The sequence below is a fragment of the Pseudomonas nitroreducens genome (genome assembly GCF_024170165.1).
Lineage (GTDB): Bacteria > Pseudomonadota > Gammaproteobacteria > Pseudomonadales > Pseudomonadaceae > Pseudomonas > Pseudomonas nitroreducens_C.
In genome coordinates this window covers 254282-273630 of the sequence record NZ_JALJXP010000008.1, presented here as the reverse complement: position 1 = coordinate 273630, position 19349 = coordinate 254282, and the positions used below count along the sequence as shown (strand labels likewise).

At 65.2% G+C, this 19349-nt stretch carries 13 protein-coding genes; 5 read left to right on the top strand and 8 right to left on the bottom strand.

Annotation, left to right across the window (positions count from 1 at the left end; all coding sequences use genetic code 11):
* Nucleotides 1-348: 348 nt before the first annotated feature.
* Together J2T47_RS18135 and J2T47_RS18130 are read right to left on the bottom strand one after the other, a co-directional pair.
* On the bottom strand, nucleotides 349-2898 hold the full coding sequence (locus J2T47_RS18135) for a sulfite reductase flavoprotein subunit alpha (protein ID WP_253449703.1): 2550 nt from the start codon (nucleotides 2896-2898) through the stop codon (nucleotides 349-351).
* 187 nt (nucleotides 2899-3085) lie between these two features.
* Nucleotides 3086-5392, bottom strand: a complete 2307-nt coding sequence (locus J2T47_RS18130; RefSeq protein WP_253449573.1) for a TonB-dependent receptor — start codon at nucleotides 5390-5392, stop codon at nucleotides 3086-3088.
* A 201-nt stretch (nucleotides 5393-5593) separates the two neighbouring features.
* Between J2T47_RS18130 and J2T47_RS18125 the strand changes: the two genes are divergently transcribed.
* The 3 genes from J2T47_RS18125 (at nucleotide 5594) to J2T47_RS18115 (ending at nucleotide 8975) form a co-directional block, all read left to right on the top strand.
* Nucleotides 5594-6274: a Fe2+-dependent dioxygenase gene (locus J2T47_RS18125; RefSeq protein ID WP_192224694.1), complete on the top strand. Its 681-nt coding sequence runs from the start codon at nucleotides 5594-5596 to the stop codon at nucleotides 6272-6274.
* Nucleotides 6275-6280: 6 nt separating this feature from the next.
* Nucleotides 6281-7075: a tetratricopeptide repeat protein gene (locus J2T47_RS18120; RefSeq protein ID WP_253449570.1), complete on the top strand. Its 795-nt coding sequence runs from the start codon at nucleotides 6281-6283 to the stop codon at nucleotides 7073-7075.
* 97 nt (nucleotides 7076-7172) lie between these two features.
* On the top strand, nucleotides 7173-8975 hold the full coding sequence (locus J2T47_RS18115) for a phosphoethanolamine transferase CptA (protein ID WP_253449567.1): 1803 nt from the start codon (nucleotides 7173-7175) through the stop codon (nucleotides 8973-8975).
* Nucleotides 8976-9253: 278 nt separating this feature from the next.
* On the opposite strand, the gene J2T47_RS18110 is transcribed toward J2T47_RS18115, so the two are convergent.
* From J2T47_RS18110 to J2T47_RS18090, 5 genes are all read right to left on the bottom strand, one after another.
* The gene (locus J2T47_RS18110) at nucleotides 9254-10417 is read right to left on the bottom strand and encodes a type III PLP-dependent enzyme (RefSeq protein WP_253449564.1); all 1164 of its coding nucleotides are present in this window, start codon (nucleotides 10415-10417) and stop codon (nucleotides 9254-9256) included.
* Between the two features lie 658 nt (nucleotides 10418-11075).
* Nucleotides 11076-12242 (bottom strand): osmoprotectant ABC transporter ATP-binding protein OsmV, encoded by a 1167-nt coding sequence (locus J2T47_RS18105; protein ID WP_253449561.1) that lies wholly within the window; start codon nucleotides 12240-12242, stop codon nucleotides 11076-11078.
* Between the two features lie 2 nt (nucleotides 12243-12244).
* Nucleotides 12245-12910 carry an ABC transporter permease gene (locus J2T47_RS18100; protein ID WP_253449558.1) on the bottom strand — a complete coding sequence of 222 codons (666 nt, stop codon included), beginning with the start codon at nucleotides 12908-12910 and terminating at the stop codon, nucleotides 12245-12247.
* 1 nt (nucleotide 12911) lies between these two features.
* Nucleotides 12912-13850: a glycine betaine ABC transporter substrate-binding protein gene (locus J2T47_RS18095; RefSeq protein ID WP_253449554.1), complete on the bottom strand. Its 939-nt coding sequence runs from the start codon at nucleotides 13848-13850 to the stop codon at nucleotides 12912-12914.
* 26 nt (nucleotides 13851-13876) lie between these two features.
* On the bottom strand, nucleotides 13877-14593 hold the full coding sequence (locus tag J2T47_RS18090) for an ABC transporter permease (protein ID WP_192290102.1): 717 nt from the start codon (nucleotides 14591-14593) through the stop codon (nucleotides 13877-13879).
* Between the two features lie 447 nt (nucleotides 14594-15040).
* On the opposite strand from J2T47_RS18090, the gene J2T47_RS18085 reads away from it, so the two are divergent.
* Both J2T47_RS18085 and J2T47_RS18080 read left to right on the top strand, forming a co-directional pair.
* Nucleotides 15041-16312, top strand: a complete 1272-nt coding sequence (locus J2T47_RS18085; protein WP_253449551.1) for a cation:proton antiporter — start codon at nucleotides 15041-15043, stop codon at nucleotides 16310-16312.
* 127 nt (nucleotides 16313-16439) lie between these two features.
* Nucleotides 16440-18023 (top strand): peptide chain release factor 3, encoded by a 1584-nt coding sequence (locus J2T47_RS18080; protein ID WP_253449548.1) that lies wholly within the window; start codon nucleotides 16440-16442, stop codon nucleotides 18021-18023.
* A 270-nt stretch (nucleotides 18024-18293) separates the two neighbouring features.
* On the opposite strand, the gene J2T47_RS18075 is transcribed toward J2T47_RS18080, so the two are convergent.
* Nucleotides 18294-19307, bottom strand: coding sequence for a succinylglutamate desuccinylase/aspartoacylase domain-containing protein (locus J2T47_RS18075; protein WP_253449545.1), 1014 nt, complete (start codon nucleotides 19305-19307; stop codon nucleotides 18294-18296).
* Between the last annotated feature and the right edge of the window lie 42 nt (nucleotides 19308-19349).

Below are 19349 nucleotides of genomic sequence, written 5' to 3'. Positions count from 1 at the left end.
GTGGAAGCGTTGCCGGCGATGTGGGAGCAACTGTCTTTTCCCTGGATCACTTCGTGTTAGCGCTTTCCCCCTCACCCCAGCCCTCTCCCTCAGGGAGAGGGGGCAGATTGTGCCGGCTGACGCTACAGCTTCATCCTGCACCGCGCGGTCCCCTCTCCCCTGGGAGAGGGTTAGGGTGAGGGCTGATCCGGGCGCAGGACTATCGGGTAGGAGCGAGCTTGCTCGCGAACCCGCCCCACACCGGAGCCGCCGGGGAATCCGTTCGCGAGCAAGCTCGCTCCTACAAAACCCACTCAAACCAGGCGTAGGAGCGGACTCCGTTCGCGATTGGCTAGGCCCAACTGCGGATCAATACACGTCGCGGCGATAGCGTCCGCTCTCCAGCAGCGCATCGACCTCGGCGTCGCCCAGCATTTCGCGCAGGGCGCGGTCGACGCCTTCGGCCATGCCCTGCAGGCTGCCGCAGACGTAGATCGCCGCGCCGTCGTCGAGCCACTGGGCGAGCACTTCGCCGCTGGCGCGCAGGCGGTCCTGCACGTAGACCTTCTCGGCCTGGTCGCGGGAGAAGGCGACGTCCAGGCGCTGCAGTTCACCGCGCGCCAGCAGGCCTTCCAGTTCCTCGCGGCAATAGAAGTCATGGGCGATATTGCGCTCGCCGAACAGCAGCCAGTTGCGCGAGCGGCCCTCGGCCACGCTCGCCTGCAGCAGTGCGCGCAAGCCGGCGATACCGGTGCCGTTGCCGATCAGGATCAGCGGGCGATCCTCCTCGGTCAGGTGGAAGCTGCGGTTGCGCCGCAGGCGCAGCAGCAGGCTGCCGCCCTCGGGCAGGTACTCGGTGAGCCAGCCGGAGCAGATACCCAGCGAGCCGTCAGCATGTTGTTCCTGGCGGACGATCAGCTCCAGGGTGCCTGCGCTGCGCAGCGAGGCGATGGAGTACTGGCGCACCGAGAGCTTGATCAGCGCGTCATACACCGCCTGGCCATGCTGGCCGACCAGGTGTTCGAGGTTGCCCGGTAGCAGGCAGCCGGCCAGGGCGTCCTGCAGCGGCATGGCCAGGCCATCCACCTGCACCTTGGCGGTGCCATCGAGGCCGAGGCGTTCGAGCCAGCGGGCAACGAGGAAGTCAGGCTGGCGCGGGACGATTTCCACCAGGTCGCCGGCAGCCCAGTCGATCTGCGAATCGTTCGGCGCGGTGAGGCGCAGCAGCCAGGTGGATTCGCCCTGGCTGCCGGGGTTGAGGTGTTCGCGACCGCTCAGCGTCCAGACCTCGAAAGCTGGTGCAGTGAACGCCACTTGCGGCGCGGCGCCGGAGAGTTCGGCCAGACGGACCTGCCAGTCGTGCAGCGCGGCGGCATCGCCGTTGTCGACTTCCACGCCATCGAACAGCGGGCGCGCGCCCTGCCCTTGCAGCCAGCCCTGCATGCGCCGGGCGAAGCCGCAGAAGTGTTCGTACTGGCGGTCGCCCAGGGCGAGAACGGCGAAACGCAGGTCATTGAGGCCGAGGGTCTGGCCAAGCACCTGGCGCTCGAAGCCACGGGCGCTGTCCGGCGCTTCACCTTCGCCGAAGGTGCTGACCACGAACAGCGCGTTGCGGGTCTGCTCCAGCTGCGCGCGATCCAGTTTGCCCAGCGGTTCGACGCGCACCGGCAGCCCGGCAGCCTGCAGCTGGCCGGCGCTCTGCCACGCCAGTTGTTCGGCGAAGCCGCTCTGGCTGGCGTAGCCCACCAGCCAGGAGTCGGCGCCACCGGCGTTGTTGTCCAGTTCGCCTCGGGCGGCCTGCGCGGCGCGCTTCTTGCGGCGGCGGTCGAGGTAGAGCAGCCAGCCGGTGATGAAGAACAACGGCATGCTCAGGCTGGCGAGCATCATCAGGATGCGCCCGGTGAGGCCGAAGTAGCTGCCCACGTGCAGGGCGTAGACGCTGGTCAGCAGTTGCTTGCCGGCGCTGCTGTCGTTGTAGCGGCGGTGCTTGAGCAGCTTGCCGCTGGCCGGGTCGATGGTCATCTCGTTGAAGGCGCGCTCATGGGCTGCGTCATCGAGGAGGTAGAACACGGTGGCCGGCTGGCCCTTTACCGGCGGCAGGCGCAGGTTGTAGGCGGTCATGTTGGGGCCGCCGGTCTGCGCGACGGTGTTCCAGATGGCAGTGGCATCCACCACTGGCGGCGGGCCCTCGGGCGCCGGACCGCGTTTACCACCGCCACGCTGGCCGCCCTTGGCCTGGCCGGCAGGGGCGTCGTCGAGCAGCTTGAACAGGCCGTTGCGGTACCACTCGTAGGACCAGTACAGGCCGGTCAGCGCGGCCAGCAGGTAGAACACCAGGCACCAGGTGCCGACCACGGCATGCAGGTCCCAGTTGAAGGCGCGGCCCTTCTTGCGCCAGTCGAAGGTCAGCCAGGTGCGCCAGTTCAATGCCTTGCGCGGCCAGCGCAGGTACAGGCCGGAAAGGCAGAAGAAGATCAGGATCAGGGTGCAGGCCGCGGTGATGCGCTGGCCGACTTCGCCGGCAGCGAGGAAGCGGTGCAGCTGCATGATGAACATGAAGGCGCCCTCGCCCACTGGTGCGGGCAGGGCTTCAGCGGTGTAAGGGTCGACATAGCGCGATTCGCCGCGACGCTGGCCCGGCGGCGGGCTGAAGAAGAGGCGTGCGGACTCTACACCCTCGGTCTTCAGCCAGAGGAAGGAAACCTTCTTGCCCGGCTCGGCGCTCTCCACCCGGCGGATCAGTTCGTCCATCGGCAGCACGGCTTCGGCGCGCTTTTCCACCACCAGGCTCTCGGGGTTGATGGCGCGCAGGATTTCATCCTGGAACGACAGCATCGCCCCGGTGATGCCCATCAGCGCCAGCACCAGACCTGCGCTGATACCGAACAGCCAATGCAACTGGAACAGGACTTTCTTCAACACCGCGGCTTCACCTTCGCAGACCCTTCACGCAGGGCGGGCATTTTAATGAGAATGGCTCGCAAGCGCAGCCGATTTAACAATCTTTACCCTGGCCTTACCTTCGCCGAACGGGCGCCAGCCCCGGACAAAGAAAAGCCCCGGCCGAGGAGCATCGGCCGGGGCAGGTCGCCAGAGACGCGCGGCCTTAGAAGTGGAAGTTGGTGGACAGCAGCACGGTGCGGCCGGCCGCCTGCGACGCATAGTGCGAGGCGTAGGCCTTGTCGAAGTACTGCTTGTCGAAGACGTTCTGCACGTTGAGCTGGAAGTCGACGTTCTTGCTCAGCTTGTAGGCGGCCATCGCGTCGTAGCGCCAGTAGTCCGGGACGTACATGGTGTTGGCCACGTCGCCGTAGACCTTGTCGACGTAGAAGGTGCCGCCGCCGATGGTGGCGTTGGGCAGGACGTCGTAGGTGGTCCACAGGCTGAAGCTGTTTTCCGGGGTGTTGGGCATCTGGTTGCCGTCGTTGGAGGCGGCGGTGGCGTTCACCGTGCCGCTACGACCGGACTTGCCCGCCTTGACCAGTTCGCTGTCGAGGTAGCTGTAGCCGGCGAAGACTTTCCACTTGTCGGTGAGCTTGCCGCTGGCGGACAGCTCGATGCCGTCGACGCGGGACTGACCGGCGTTGTCGTAGGTCTGGTTGGCGACCAGTACGCGGGTGTTGTCCTTGTCGGTGCGGAAGATCGCCGCAGTCAGTTCCAGGCGCTCGTCGAGGAAGTTCCACTTGGTGCCGATTTCATAGTTGGTGGTTTCTTCGGGCTCCAGGTTGTTCTTCACCGCGAAGGTATCCACGGCGTTGCCGGTGTCACCGTTGTCCAGCATCGAGCCGGGCGGCGTCGCCGAAGTCGCGTAGGAAGCGTAGATGCTGCCGTTGGGCGCCGGTTTGAAGACCACGCCGGCCTGCCAGTTCCAGAAGCTCGAGCTGTCCTCGAACTTGGTGGTCGGGGTAACGCCGTGGTTCTTCGCGGTGGTCTCGAAGCTGTCGAAACGCGCGCCGACGTTGACCTGCCATTGCTCGTTCAGGTCGATGGTGTCGAAGCCGTAGATCGCCTTGGTGGTGCCGACGGTGTTCAGCGGCTTGTAGTTGCGGGTGATGCTGCCGTTCCACGGGTCGTGCGGATTGGGGTTTTCCAGGCTGGTGCAGTTGTAGCCGCTGGGCGCGCCGACGATGGCCGGGCGGCACTTGTTGGCGCCAGCGCTGGAGCCGGTGTTGGTGTTCACCGTGTAGCCGTCGCGCTTGCTGTCTTCGCGGGTGAACTCCAGGCCGGTGGTGAAGCTGTTCTTGAAGCCGGCAACGTAGAACTCGCCGAACAGGTCGGTCTGGTTGGTCGCGGTGGTGGTGGTACTGATGCGGTTGTTGTTGCGGCGCCAGACGGTGCCGTTGTTGATGTTGCCCTGGCTGTCGTCAGGCTGGGTCCAGATGTAGTCCTGGTGCGCGGTGCCGTAGCGCAGGGTGTTGCGCAGGCTCAGGGCATCGTTGAAATCGTGCTCGAAGGTGATGGTGCTGGTATCGATGCGGCTCTTCTGGAAGTCGCGATCCTCGAGGCCGTAGTAGTTGTCGCGGTCGACGTTCACCGGCTTGTCGGGGTTGTGCTTGCTGCGGTCGGCGCTCTTGGCGTACGGGATGCCCGAGTCCGGGGTGTCGTCGCTTTCCAGGTGGTAGTGGCTGACGGTGACGCGGGTCGGGCCGTTGAGGCCGAAGGTCACGGACGGCGCGATGCCCCAGCGGCTGGCGTCCACGGCCTGGCGACCGGCGACGTTCTGGTCGTGGGTCATCAGGTTCAGGCGGAAGGCGGCGTTGCCGTCGAGGAACTCCTGGTTGGTGTCCAGGGTGTAGCGACGGGTCTGGTCGGAACCGTAGGTGAAGCTACCGTCGGTGAAGTTGCCGGCCTTGGCCTGCTTGCTGATCAGGTTCAGGCTGCCACCGGCCGAGCCGCGGCCGCCGAAGGCCGAGTTCGGGCCCTTGCTGACTTCGATCTGCTCGAGGTTGAACACTTCACGCGATTGCGCGCCGGTGTCGCGCACGCCGTCGACGTAGGTGTCGCTCTGCGCGTCGAAGCCACGGATGAACGGACGGTCGCCCGTCGGGTTGCCACCCTCGCCGGCGCCGAAGGTGATGCCCGGTACGGTGCGCAGGGCATCCTGCAGGGTCAGCGCGCCGGTGTCCTTGATCACCTGCTGCGGTACCACAGTGACCGAGCGCGGCGTATCCAGCAGCGGCGCGGTGTACTTCTTCGACGCGGACTTCTCCACGTTGTAGGTGGTCGGGTCCTGCTGCTGCGCACCGACGACAGTGTCGGCGTCCAGGGACAGCACGTCCTCGCCGGACTGCTTCGGCGCCGCCTCGGCAGCGTGGACCAGGTGGGTGCCGGACATGGCGGTGATCGCCACGCCGACAGCGCTGACTAGAAGGCGCGGCTTGCTGCCGGCGAACTCGGTGGATTGACGCGACATCGAAACTCCCTCCCCAGGGGCTCATGAAGGCCGCGCAATTTATTGCAACTGAGAATTTGTATCAATTCACATTCATTACCATACGCATATGATTTACAACTTTTACACTTTCTCCCTGTCGGAAGTAGGGGTATGGCGGTTGTACCTATCTGTTGCAAATCATTATCATTGGCAAATTATCGAATCTGATGGAACCGGCCCATGCTGCTGCACATTCCCGGCGTGTTCACCCGCGATGAGGTGACGCGCATCCGCGCCGCCCTGGAACAGGCCGAATGGGCCGACGGCAAGGTCACCGCCGGCTACCAGTCGTCCCGCGCCAAGCACAACCTGCAACTGCCGCAGGACCACCCGCTGGCCCGCGAGATCGGCGAAGCCATGCTGCAGCGCCTGTGGAGCAACCCGCTGTTCCAGTCCGCCGCGCTGCCGAGCAAGGTGTTCCCGCCGCTGTTCAACTGCTACACCGGCGGTGGCTCGTTCGACTTCCACATCGACAACGCCGTGCGCGACACCCAGGGCGGCCGCGAGCGGGTGCGCACCGACGTCTCCTCGACGCTGTTCTTCAGCGATCCGGAGGACTACGACGGCGGCGAACTGGTGATCCAGGACACCTACGGCACCCAGCAGGTCAAGCTGCCGGCTGGCGACCTGGTGCTCTACCCCGCCACCAGCCTGCACAAGGTCAACCCGGTGACCCGCGGTGCACGCATCGCCTCGTTCTTCTGGACCCAGAGCCTGGTGCGCGAAGACAGCCAGCGCGCCCTGCTGTTCCAGATGGACCAGTCGATCCAGGCGCTGACCCGCGACGTGCCGGACCACCCGGCGCTGATCGAGCTGACCGGTACCTACCACAACCTGCTGCGCCGCTGGGTGGACGTCTGATCTGCCATGAGTTTCGTCCTGCGTCGCACTGAAGAAATCAACGTCGAAGACCTCACCGGCCAGCTCGCCGATGATCCTCGGCAGACCGCCCGCCTCATCGTCACCGGTGCCCGCGAAGGTGACCTGGAGGCCCAGGCCCTGCTCGGACAGATCCTCCTCGACGGCCATGGCATCGAGCAGGACATCGGCCTTGCCCTGACCTGGTTCGGCATCGCCGCCGAGCGCGGCCACGCCATGGCGCGCAACATGCTCGGACGTTGCCTGGAGCACGGCTGGGGCTGCGCGAAGGACGAAGCCGGCGCCGCCCGTCATTACACGATGGCCGCGCAGCAGAAGCTCGACTGGGCGATGTACAACCTCGCCAACCTGCTTTCCACCGGCCGCGGCGTGGCACGCGACGACGCCCGCGCGCTGGCGCTGTACCAGAGCGCCGCGGCCCTGGGCCACGCCAAGTCGATGAACCTGGTCGGGCGCTTCCACGAGGAAGGCCTGGTGGTGCCGCGCGATCTGGACGCGGCGCACCAGTGGTACCGCCGCTCCGCCGAAGCCGGCGACTTCCGCGGCCAGTTCAGCCATGCCTCGGTACTCGCCGAACGCGGTGACCTGCCAGCGGCGCGCATCTGGCTGGAGCGCGCGCTGGAAGGTGGCAATCTCAACTTCCTGCGCGTGGCCCGTGAGCAGCTCGCCGCATCGATGCCGCCAAGCCTGCGCGAGCTGACCCTGGCGTACTACCAGCGCGCCGCCGAACTGGGCGACGAGTCGGATCTGCGCGCCCTTGCCCAGCAAATGGGCGTTCTCTGACGTCCCTTGACGTAATTTTCACGCCCGCCTTGCTAGCATCGCCGGCTACCCTGGCTGCCGGAGCACTCGGCAGCCGCCTGGCAACAACGAGGCGCAAGTGTCGAACACCACATCCCCCGCAGCGCGCAAACGCGTGGACTGGGCCGCCCTGGGCTGGCTCCTGCTGTTCTTCTGGTATTTCTCCGGCGTCACCCAGGCGCTGATCCTGTTCAGCGGCACCACCGGTTTTGCCGGGTTCCGTGATGCCTTCTTCCTCAGCAGCCTGTGGCTGGCGCCGCCACTGCTGTTGCCGCGCTTCACCAAGGGCATCGCCGCCGTCATCGGCCTGGTGCTCTGGGGCGCCTCGCTGGTGGGCCTGAGCTACTTCGGCATCTACAAGCAGGAGTTCTCGCAGAGCGTCATCTTCGTGATGTTCGAGTCGAACACCGCCGAGGCCGGCGAGTACTTCAGCCAGTACTTCAGCCTCTGGCTGTGCCTGGCATTGCTGGCCTACAGCGTGGTCGCCGTGCTGCTGTGGAAGCGCATCCGCCCGATCCGCATGCCGGCCTATGCCCGCGTGCCGCTGGCCGTGCTGCTGGTGGTACTGAACCTGTTCTACCCCTTCTACAAGCAGATGGTCACCCAGGAGCGCACCTTCGCCCAGGCCGTGGAAAAGGTGCAGTCGCGCATGGAGCCGGCAGTACCGTGGCAGTTGGTGGTCGGCTACGTCCAGTACCGCCAGCAGCTGGACAACATGCAGAAGCTGCTGCAGCAGAACGCCTCCCTGCCGCCCCTGCAGAACCTCAAGGACAGCAGCGGCAACGACCCGCGCACCCTGGTCCTGGTGCTGGGCGAATCCACCACCCGCCAGCACATGCACCTGTACGGCTACGGCCGCGAAACCACGCCGAACCTCGACGCCCTCGCCGCCAGCGGCCTTGGCCTCACCGTGTTCCAGAACGTAGTCGCGCCGCGCCCCTACACCATCGAGGTGATGCAGCAGATCCTCACCTTCGGCGATGAGCAGAACCCGGACAGGTTCCTCACCGATCCGTCGCTGATCAACCTGATGAAACAGGCGGGCTACAAGACCTTCTGGATCACCAACCAGCAGACGATGACCAAGCGCAACACCATGCTCACCACCTTCTCCCAGCAGACGGATGAGCAGGCGTACCTGAACAACCAGCGCAACCAGAACGCCAGCCAGTACGACGGCGTGGTCCTGGCGCCGTTCGAGAAGGCACTGCGCGACCCGGCGCAGAAGAAGTTCATCGTGATCCACCTGCTTGGCACGCACATGGACTACCGCTACCGCTACCCCGAGGAGTTCGCCTACTTCAAGGACCGTCAGGGCGTGCCGTCGGCGCTGTCGGATGACCAGGTGGAGACCTACAACTTCTACGACAACGCGGTGCGCTACAACGACTTCGTGGTGTCGAGCCTGATGAAGCGCTACAACGAGTCCAACGCCAACGGCTTCATGCTCTACCTCTCCGACCATGGCGAGGATGTCTACAGCTCGGGCAACCATGACCGCCTGGGCCGCAACGAGATGGACCCGACCCGGCCGATGTACACCATCCCGTTCATGATCTGGACCTCGCCGAGCTGGCAGACCAACCACCCGCGCGACCTGCAGGCGGTGGCCAACCGTCCGTACAGCAGCTCGCACCTGATCCACACCCTGTCGGACCTCGCCGGCCTCAGCTACGACCGCTACGAGCCGGCCAAGAGCCTGGTGAGCGGCCAGTTCGTCGCCACGCCGCGCTGGATCGGCGACCCGTACCGCAAGGACGGCCTGCACGACTTCGACAAACTGCCGCAGGACCAGGCCACGCCGCCGCAGGAAATCGCCAAGGACGCCAAAACGCCGGCCACGGCCCTGACCCCGTCGGAGACGCAGCCCAAGGAGGGTTGAGTCGGACCCGGTGCCCTGAAGAACGCCCCGCCTTTGCGGGGCGTTTTTCATTGCGCGCCAGTAAAGAATTCCGCCTGTAGGAGCGGGCCATGCCCGCGAACGCATCCCTGGAACGCCTCTGCAGATTGACGCCGCTTGCCTGAAACGCCGGCTTTGCCGGCGAATCGCGGGCATGGCCCGCTCCTACAGGGGAAGGCTGGCGTTGGGTTTCCGCTGCTGCGATGAGCCCAGAAAGAAAAAGCCCCGCTGATGCGGGGCTTTTTCATTGGAGCCGAGCCTTACAGGTAGAACGCCTTCAGCGGCGGGAAGCCGTTGAACTCCACCGCACTGTAGCTGGTGGTATAGGCGCCGGTGGACAGCCAGTACAGGCGGTCGCCAGCGGCCAGGTTCAGCGGCAGGCCGTACTTGTAGTGCTCGTACATGATGTCCGCGCTGTCGCAGGTCGGCCCGGCGATCACTACTTCTTCCAGCTCGCCCGCCTTCTCCACGTGGATCGGGAACTTGATGGACTCGTCCATGGTTTCGATCAGCCCGGAGAACTTGCCCACGTCGGTGAACACCCAGCGCTCGACCGCGGTGCGCGACTTGCGCGCTACCAGCACGACTTCGCTGACCAGGATACCGGCGTTGGCGATCAGCGAGCGGCCCGGCTCGAGGATGATTTCCGGCAGTTCGTCGCCGAAGTCTTCCTTGAGGAAGCGAATGATCTCTTCCGCGTAGGTTTCCAGGCTGTTGGTCTTGGCGATGTAGTTGGCCGGGAAGCCGCCGCCCATGTTGATCAGCTTCAGCTCGATGCCGTCTTCTTCCTTCAGGCGCTCGAAGATGACCTTCACCTTGGCGATGGCCGCGTCCCACACGCCGATGTCGCGCTGCTGCGAACCCACGTGGAAGGACACGCCGTAGGGCACCAGGCCCAGGTCGCGGGCCAGCACCAGCAGGTCCATGGCCATGTCCGACTGGCAGCCGAACTTGCGCGACAGCGGCCAGTCGGCCGAGGTGGAGCCTTCGGTGAGGATGCGCACGTAGACCTTGGAGCCCGGCGCGGCCTTGGCGATGTTGCGCAGGTCGGCTTCGGAGTCGGTGGCGAACAGGCGCACGCCCTTTTCAAAGAAGTAGCGAATGTCGCGGGCTTTCTTGATGGTGTTGCCGTAGCTGATCTGCTCGGCGCGCACGCCGGTCTTCATCACCTTGTCCAGCTCGTAGATGGAGGCGATGTCGAAGTTCGAACCCTTGTCGCGCAGCAGCTCGGTGATCTCGGTGGCCGGGTTGGCCTTCACTGCGTAGTAGATCTTGGCGAACGGGAAGCAGCCGGTCAGCTGGTCGTAAGCATCGGCGATGGTCTGCTTGTCGATGACGACGAAGGGGGTTTCCTGCTTGTCGGCAAACGCCTTCATGCGCTGGAAGGTTTCGGGGGCGAAGTAATCCTCGACCTTGATGGACATGGTTGGGACTCCAAATGGCAGAACAGGTTATTCGTAGGGGTGAAGCTGAACGTCGAATCCGTTTCCCCACTTTGGTTCGCCTACTTCCCAAGGCATGTCGCCGAGTATCACCGGTACCGGTCAGTGGCGCCGGTGCCTCTCGTCGTCAGTACTTGAGCCGGATGGATCGTTTCCAGCATGGACGTTCGGGCGCGAACTTTAGGACCTGAAGTCCCTGAGTTCAACCCTGATTTGCCGCTTTTTCGCATCCCTTTGTCGCACTGCCGGTTGACTGTTTCAGATACTCAACAAAATGCACGGAATACCGCACAGAACGGGGCTTTCGACGGGTTTCTGCATCATCGTCCTACTGAGTTAACGACCGGTGACAGAGGGGGGAGTTCAGCGTTTCGGGATGGGTGGTGCGGGGGGAAGTTTTCTTGAGAGGTGCAGTGGAGAAAATCGGAGCTGGGCGGCCCTCTCCCCCGCCCTCTCCCTGAAGGGAGAGGGAGCGTTCCGAGCTCACTGATAGCGCTGCGTCAGCCGGATAGCACGAACACCGCAGCCGGCACGGATATCCCCTCTCCCTTCAGGGAGAGGGTTAGGGAGAGGGCAGCCGTCCGCTGCGAAGTCAGCATTCGCACGGAAGAGTCAGGCGCCCCAACCTTCACATATAAAGTCAGGAAGCCTGCGCCACCTCCGCCGGCGACACGATGTTGGTCTTGCGCCCACGCGAGCGCCCCGAGCTCAGGTAATCGGCGATCGACTCCTGCGTCACCTCGCCAAGGAACTGCCCCTCGGCATCCAGCACCGGCAACCACGAGCTGTTGAACTCGTACATGCGCGACAACAGGATGCGCAGGTGCTCGTCGTGGCTGGCGGTCACGCGGAACTCGTTGAGGAAGTCGCTGCACACGCCGTCCTTGCGGCGCATGTCCTTGCGGCGCACGTAGCCCAGCCCCTTGCCGTTGGCGTCCACCACCACCAGGTAGCGGCGGTCGTCTTCTTCCATCTTCTCCACGGCTTCGGCGACGGTGGTGCCCGGGCTGGCGGTGACGATGCTGCTGTCGGCCGCATCTTCGGCGCGTACCAGCAGCAGGCGCTTGAGGGTGCTGTCCTGGCCGGTGAAGGCGCTGACGAACTCGTCCGCCGGGTGTGCCAGCAGGGTGTCCGGGTGGTCGTACTGGAGCAGGCGGCCGCTCTTGAACACCGCCACCTTGTCGCCCAGTTTGATCGCCTCGTCGATGTCGTGGCTGACCATGATCACGGTCATGCCCAGCTTGCGCTGCAGCTCGAAGAACTCGTTCTGGATCGACTCGCGGTTGATCGGGTCCACCGCGCCGAACGGCTCGTCCATCAATAGCAGCGGGGCGTCGGCTGCCAGCGCGCGGATCACGCCGATACGCTGTTGCTGCCCGCCGGACAATTCACGCGGGTAGCGCGACAGATACTGCTTGGGCTCGAGCTTGACCATGGCCATCAGCTCGCGCGCCTTGTCCTTGCACTTCTGCTTGTCCCAGCCGAGCAGGCGCGGCACGACCATGATGTTTTCCTCGATGGTCATGTTGGGGAACAGGCCGATCTGCTGGATCACGTAGCCGATCTGCCGGCGCAGGGTCACCTCGTCCAGTTCGGCGGTGTCCTGGCCGTCGATCAGCACGCGCCCAGAGGTGGGCTGGATGATGCGGTTGATCATCTTCAGCGTGGTGGTCTTGCCGCAACCAGAGGGGCCGAGGAACACGCAGATCTCGCCCTTCTCCACGGTCAGGCTGACCTTGTCCACGGCGCGGAATTCCTTGCCGTCCTTGAGGGTGAAGGTCTTGGTCAGCTGGTCGAGTTCGATCATGTTCAGTCTCCTGTCTGCGGGCGCAGGCCCTTCGGGGTGAGCGCACGCTGCAACCACTGCAGCAGCAGGTCGGCGGCGATGGCCAAGAGGCTCACCAGCACGGCGCCGACCACCAGCATGGGCATGTTGGATTGGCTGATGGAATTGAGGATGAGGACGCCCAGGCCACCGGCGCCGATCACCGCGGCGATGGTCATCACGCCGATGTTCATCACCACGGCGGTGCGCACGCCGGCGAGGATCACCGGGACGGCGATGGGGATGTCGACCATCCGCAGGCGCTGCCAGAACGTCATGCCGATGCCCTTGCCGGCTTCGCGGATGCCGGGTTCGACATTGGTCAGCGCGAGGTAAGTGTTGCGCAGGATCGGCAGCAGCGAATAGAGGAACACTGCGGTGATCGCCGGCAGTGGGCCGAGGCCCTGGCCGATCTTCGAGTAGAGCGGCAGCATCAGGCCGAACAGCGCGATGGAAGGGATGGTCAGCACCACGGTGGCGGCGCCCTGCAGCGGCCCGGCGAGCCAGCGGAAGCGCGTCATCAGCACGCCCAGCGGCACGCCGACGATGATCGCCAGGCCTACCGCAATGGACACCAGCATCAGGTGCTGCAACGTCAGTTGCCCGACCTGGGCCCAGTCCAGGCGGGAAATCACGGTCATGAAGTCCATATCAGTTGTCCTCCCCGGCGGGCTGGTCATTGGTGGACTGGCCCTTGTCGCCCAGCAGCTTGTGCTCGCGCAGGAACTTCTGCGCCACACGCTGCGGCGGCTCCTGGTCGATGTCGACCTGGGCGTTGAGCGCCTGCATGGTCTTGTCGTCGAGCAGGTCGGAGATGGGCTCGAACAGGGTCTTCAGCTCCGGGTGCTTCTGCAGCGCATCGGCGCGCAGCACCGGGGCGGCGTTGTAGAAGGGGAAGAAGTGCTTGTCGTCTTCCAGCACGCGCAGCTTGAAGTCCTGCAGGCGGCCGTCGGTGGTGTAGACGAGGCCGACGAACACCTGGCGATTCTTCAGCGCGGTGTACACCAGCCCGGCATCCATCTGCCGCACGTCGTCACGGGTGAAGTGGAAGCCGTACAGCTCGCTCATCGGCCCGAGGCCGTCGGGGCGCCCGGCAAACTCCGGGTCCATGGCGAACAGGTGGCTCGGCTTCGCACCCTGCTCCTTCATCACCCGGGCCAGGTCGCTGAGGGTCCGCACGCCGAGTTTCTCGGCCTGTTCCTCGGGCATCGCCAGGGCGTAGGTATTGTTGAACGGCGCCGGCTTGGGCCAGACCAGCCCCTTCTTGCCGTCCAGTTCGCGGACCCTGGCCAGTGACTGCTGGGCGTCCAGCTTGTCCTTGACCTTGTTGTAGACGATCAGCGATGAGCCGGTGTACTCCCAGACCAGATCGAGTTGGCCGCTCTGCTGCGCGCTGCGCGCCAGGGTGCTGCCCAGGCCGTTGGTGACCTTCACCTCATAGCCCTTGCTCTGCAGGTACTGCGCGGTGATGGCGGTGAGAATGCGCTGTTCGGTGAACGGCTTGCCGCCGATGCGGATCACATCGGCCGCGTGCGCAGCTCCCGTGGCGGCGGCAAGCAGCAGCCCCAGCGCGCCAAGCAGACGTTTCATGCCGGCTCCTTTGAAATCGAGTCCCTTCATTGCGTCAGCCCCCGCTCCAGCACGGTGCGGCTGAACAGCACCACCAGGCCATCGAGCACCAGCGCCAGCAGCGCGGTGCACACGGCGCCGAGCAGCAGCTTGGACTGGTCGTCCAGGGCGATGCCGGGGAAGATCAGGCTGCCCAGGCTGTTGGCGCCGATCAGGAAGGCCAGCGGCGCGGAGCCCACGTTCAGTGCCAGTGCAATGCGCACGCCGCCCATGATCAGCGGCACCGCGTTGGGCAACTCGACCCGCAGCAATACCTGGCGCGGTGTCATGCCGATACCGGTGGCCGCTTCCTTGAGCGAAGCCGGCACGGCGCGCAGGCCTTCGTAGGTATTGCGCACGATGGGCAGCAGCGAGGCGAGGAACAGGGCGAGGATCGCCGGACCGTTGCCGATCCCGACTATCGCCAGGGCGATGGCCAGCACGGCCAGCGGCGGGATGGTGTTGCCGACGTTGAACACCTGCATCAGGCGTTCGGCCTGCCCCTGCAGGGCGGGCCGGCTGAGCAGGATGCCGGCGGGGATACCGACCGCGACGGCGGCCAGCATGGACGCGAACACCAGGACCAGGTGCGCCTGCAGGTAGAACAGCAGGTCTTCGCGGTACTGCCACAAGGTGGCAGGGGTGATCCAGTGGATCAGCAAAGCCAGAACAACGACTGCAAAGCAGACGCCGAACAGGGCCTTGCCCGTGGTGGTTTTCACCATGGTTGGGGGACTCCCTTCGGGTGCGCGGCGACTGGCATCGCCCCGCTCACTTGACGCTCGATCCCGTCCAGAAACCCATCTGGGACCGCGATTAAACGCGACGGGAATCAAGCACTTGCGAATGCGTTTGCGGATTACCGTCGCGAAGGGGTGGACCCCCGTCCGTGTCCATCCGTTCAATAAAATTGCCATCCTTCTGCCATCGCGCGCAGGCGAAATCGGCGTCAGCCCCCATGGTCCGGGGGCTGTGGGCGACAAAACTTTTTTCAAAAAAATCCTCGACTCGGCTGAACCATCGCCCAAGTACGCTTGCCCAACGCCGGATGCGCCCGGCGAAGACGCACGCGGTTTCGCTCAGCGGTTATCATCGGGTTCCTTTCGCGTGCCCCCGACCCATGGATAGGTCACTCGGGGCCGGCGTCTTGCCTACCACGGAGACCCATCACCATGCTTGACCTGGCTGCGGCGTTCATCGCGCTGACCACCCTGCTCACCTACGTCAACTACCGCTTCATCCGCCTGCCGCCGACCATCGGCGTGATGGCCACCGCCCTGGTGTTCTCCTTCATCGCCCAGGGCATGTCGCTGCTGGGCTACCCGGTCCTGGAAGTCGAGATGCAGCAGATCATCAGCCGCATCGACTTCTCCGACGTGCTGATGACCTGGTTCCTGCCCGCCCTGCTGTTCGCCGGCGCACTGCACGTGAACCTGGCGGACCTGCGCAACTACAAGTGGCCCATCGGCCTGCTGGCCACCTTCGGTGTGCTGATCGCCACTACCGTGATCGGCTACCTGGCCTACTACACCTTCGCCCTCTTCGGCTGGCACGTGGACTTCATCTACTGCCTGCTGTTCGGCGCACTGATTTCGCCCACCGACCCCATCGCGGTGCTGGGCATCCTCAGGTCCGCCGGCGCACCCAAGCCGCTGGCCACCACCATAGTCGGCGAATCGCTGTTCAACGACGGCACCGCCGTGGTGGTCTTCACCATCCTGCTGGGCATCCTGCTGGCCGGCGAAACGCCCACCGCGTCGACCATCGCCTGGCTGTTCGTGCAGGAGGCCATCGGCGGCATCCTGTTCGGCGCGGCGCTGGGCTACGGGGTGTTCCTGATGATGCGCGGCATCGACCAGTACCAGGTGGAAGTCATGCTCACCCTGGCCCTGGTGATCGGCGGCGCGGCGCTGGCGGCGCGGCTGCACGTGTCGGCGCCGATCGCCATGGTGGTGGCCGGCCTGATCATCGGCAACCAGGCGCGGCAGTACGCCATGTCCGACGAGACGCGGCGCTACATCGACAAGTTCTGGGAGCTGATCGACGAGATCCTCAACGCCCTGCTGTTCGCCCTGATCGGCCTGGAGCTGCTCCTGCTGCCGTTCAACTGGCTGCACGTGGTGGCCGCCTTCGCCCTCGGCGGCGCGGTGCTGATCTCGCGCCTGCTCACCGTGGCCCCGGCCATCCTGGTGCTGCGCCAGCGGGAGAACGGCCGCCGCCAGGTGCCCGCCGGGACCATCCGCATCCTCGTCTGGGGCGGCCTGCGCGGCGGCGTCTCGGTAGCCCTGGCGCTGTCCCTGCCGCTGGGCGAGCAGCGCGACCTGATCCTCAGCCTGACCTACGTGGTGGTGCTGGTGTCGATCCTGCTCCAGGGCCTGTCCATCGGCCCGCTGGTGCGGCGCATCTACCACGGCGCCGGCCCCGTCGCCGACAGCCACCACTGAAGGCCCCCACCGGGGACTTGAGCCTTGCGTCGCCGGGTCTGCCGGCGACGCACCGGTTTACGCTATAATCCCGCGCTTTTCGGGCCGCTTGCCGCCCGTCTTCACCGAATCGACCAGGCACCCATCCATGAGCATCCAAGCCGCCGAAGTCGCGAAGCGCCGTACGTTCGCGATCATTTCCCACCCCGACGCCGGTAAGACCACCATTACCGAGAAGCTCCTGCTGATGGGCAAGGCGATTGCCGTCGCCGGTACCGTGAAGTCGCGCAAGTCCGACCGTCACGCCACCTCCGACTGGATGGAGATGGAGAAGCAGCGCGGCATCTCCATCACCACCTCGGTGATGCAGTTCCCCTACCGCGAGCACATGATCAACCTGCTCGACACCCCCGGCCACGAAGACTTCTCCGAAGACACCTACCGCACCCTGACCGCGGTGGACTCGGCGCTGATGGTCCTCGACGGCGGCAAGGGTGTAGAGCCGCGCACCATCGCCCTGATGGAAGTCTGCCGCCTGCGCGACACGCCCATCGTCAGCTTCATCAACAAACTCGACCGCGACATCCGCGACCCCATCGAGCTGCTCGACGAGATCGAAGCGGTCCTGAAGATCAAGGCCGCGCCGATCACCTGGCCGATCGGTTGCTACCGCGACTTCAAGGGCGTGTACCACCTCGCCCAGGACAAGATCATCGTCTACGTGCCGGGCCACGGCCACGAGCGCATCGAGACCAAGGTCATCGACAAGCTCGACTCGGACGAAGCGCGCGCGCACCTGGGCGACCTCTACGACAATTTCCTCGAAGAGCTGGAACTGGTGCAGGGCGCCTGCCATGAGTTCGACAAGGACGCCTTCCTCAAGGGCGAGATGACCCCGGTGTTCTTCGGTACCGCACTGGGCAACTTCGGTGTCGACCAGGTCCTCGACTGCATCGTCGACTGGGCTCCGCAACCGTTGGAGCGTGGTGCCCACGAGCGCACCGTGGCGCCGACCGAGGAGAAATTCTCCGGCTTCGTGTTCAAGATTCAGGCGAACATGGACCCCAAGCACCGCGACCGCATCGCCTTCATGCGCATCTGCTCGGGCAAGTACGAGAAGGGCATGAAGATGCGCCACGTGCGCCTGGGCAAGGACGTGAAGATCGCCGACGCGCTGACCTTCTTCTCCAGCGAGCGTGAGCAGCTGGAAGAGGCCTTCGCCGGCGACATCATCGGCCTGCACAACCACGGCACCATCCAGATCGGCGACACCTTCACCGAAGGCGAGGCGCTGGGCTTCACCGGCATCCCGCACTTCGCCCCAGAACTGTTCCGCCGCGTGCGCCTGAAGGACCCGCTGAAGTCCAAGCAGCTGCGCCAGGGCCTGCAGGAGCTGGCCGAGGAAGGCGCCACCCAGGTGTTCTTCCCCGAGCGCAACAACGACATCATCCTCGGCGCCGTCGGCGTGCTGCAGTTCGACGTCGTCGCCAGCCGCCTGAAGGAGGAATACAAGGTCGAGTGCGCCTACGAGCAGATCAACGTCTGGTCCGCGCGCTGGATCGAGTGCAAGGACGAGAAGAAGCTCAAGGAGTTCAAGGACAAGGCCTTCGAGAACCTCTCCGTGGACGGCGGCGGCCACCTCACCTACCTGGCCCCGACCCGCGTCAACCTGAGCCTGATGGAAGAGCGCTGGCCGGACGTGACCTTCCGCGCCACCCGCGAACACCACTGAGTTCGCCGCTCAAAAAAACGCCCGCCTTGTGCGGGCGTTTTTGTGGGTGCCAATCCACTCCTGCGTGATTTCGCTTTCGTCTGGCTCGATGCACCACCTCGCTCCGAACAGTCCCCTCCCCCTTCAGGGGGAGGGTTAGGGAGGGGGAACGGAGCCAAGCTCGACTTCACGGCCAGCCTGTCTGCCCTCTCCCCAGCCCTCTCCCTGAAGGGAGAGGGAGCCGATTGTGCGCGCGAAAAGTTCCGAGCACGCCGGCAATCTCATCAATCCTCAAGGATCGAGCGCGCCGGAGCTCCAGGTGCTGGACGTCGCGTTCCCCGTCAGTTTGGCGGCGATGGCTCCCTGCGGAATGAGCCGGTCCCGATAGCGCGTGGCGAGCAGCCCGCCCTGCGGTGCGCGCAGGATGTGCTCGCTGCTGGCATCGCCGGGACGGGCGATGATGCGCGCGAAGCGTTCGCCCGCCTCGATCCAGTCGCCCAGCTCGCGCTCGAAGACCAGCACGCCGGCCGCCGGAGCGAATACGGTTTCCATGAAGCCCATGGGCGTGGCAACGCCCTTCCACTCCGGCAACGGCGCGGCGTCGCTCACCACGCCACGGGCGCCGAGGAAGCGGTAGAGCCCCTCGGCATCCTGCTGCGCCAGTGCGTCGCTCACATCGCCCTGGCCGCGCAGCTCGACCGTCGCCACCAACCGCCCGGCGAAGCGCTGCTCAGCCAGCCACGGCGCGATCACCACCTCTTCGAACGCGCCGTCGCCGTCGCCTTCCCAGATGATCGCCAGCTCCGCTTGCAGCGCGGCGGCGAGGTCCTGCGCGGCAGGCCAGAAGCCTTCGTGGATGTAGACGTATTGCAGGGCCTCGTCGTCGGTGTGCAGGTCGAGCACGATGTCCGCCGGCGCGGCCAGTTCGGCCAGGCGCTTCTGCCACAGCGTGAGGTTGTCCAGCGTGCCGCTGGCGGCCGCCGAGGCGATGAAGCCACGGTTGAAATTGCGCGAGGTCGAGTCGTGGTTGCGCCCGAGAATCCGCCCCTGGCGGAACTGCCCGATGCCGATGGGATTGGCCTGCGGCACGACTGTCACGCTGCCATTGAGCGCACCGCGTTCGGCGGCATCGCGCAGGCGCGGCAGCAGCTCGTGAAGCACCAGCATCCCGGCGATTTCGTCAGCGTGTACACCCGCTTGCAGGTGCACCTTCGGCCCCGGCCTGCCGCTGTCGATACGCCAGGCGCACACACGCAGCTCAGTGCCGGAATCACCGGGTACGGCAAAGGAAACGTCCTCGATCATCTGTCCTCCCTCCTCTGTCTGGTCTGTGTCTGCTCTCTATCC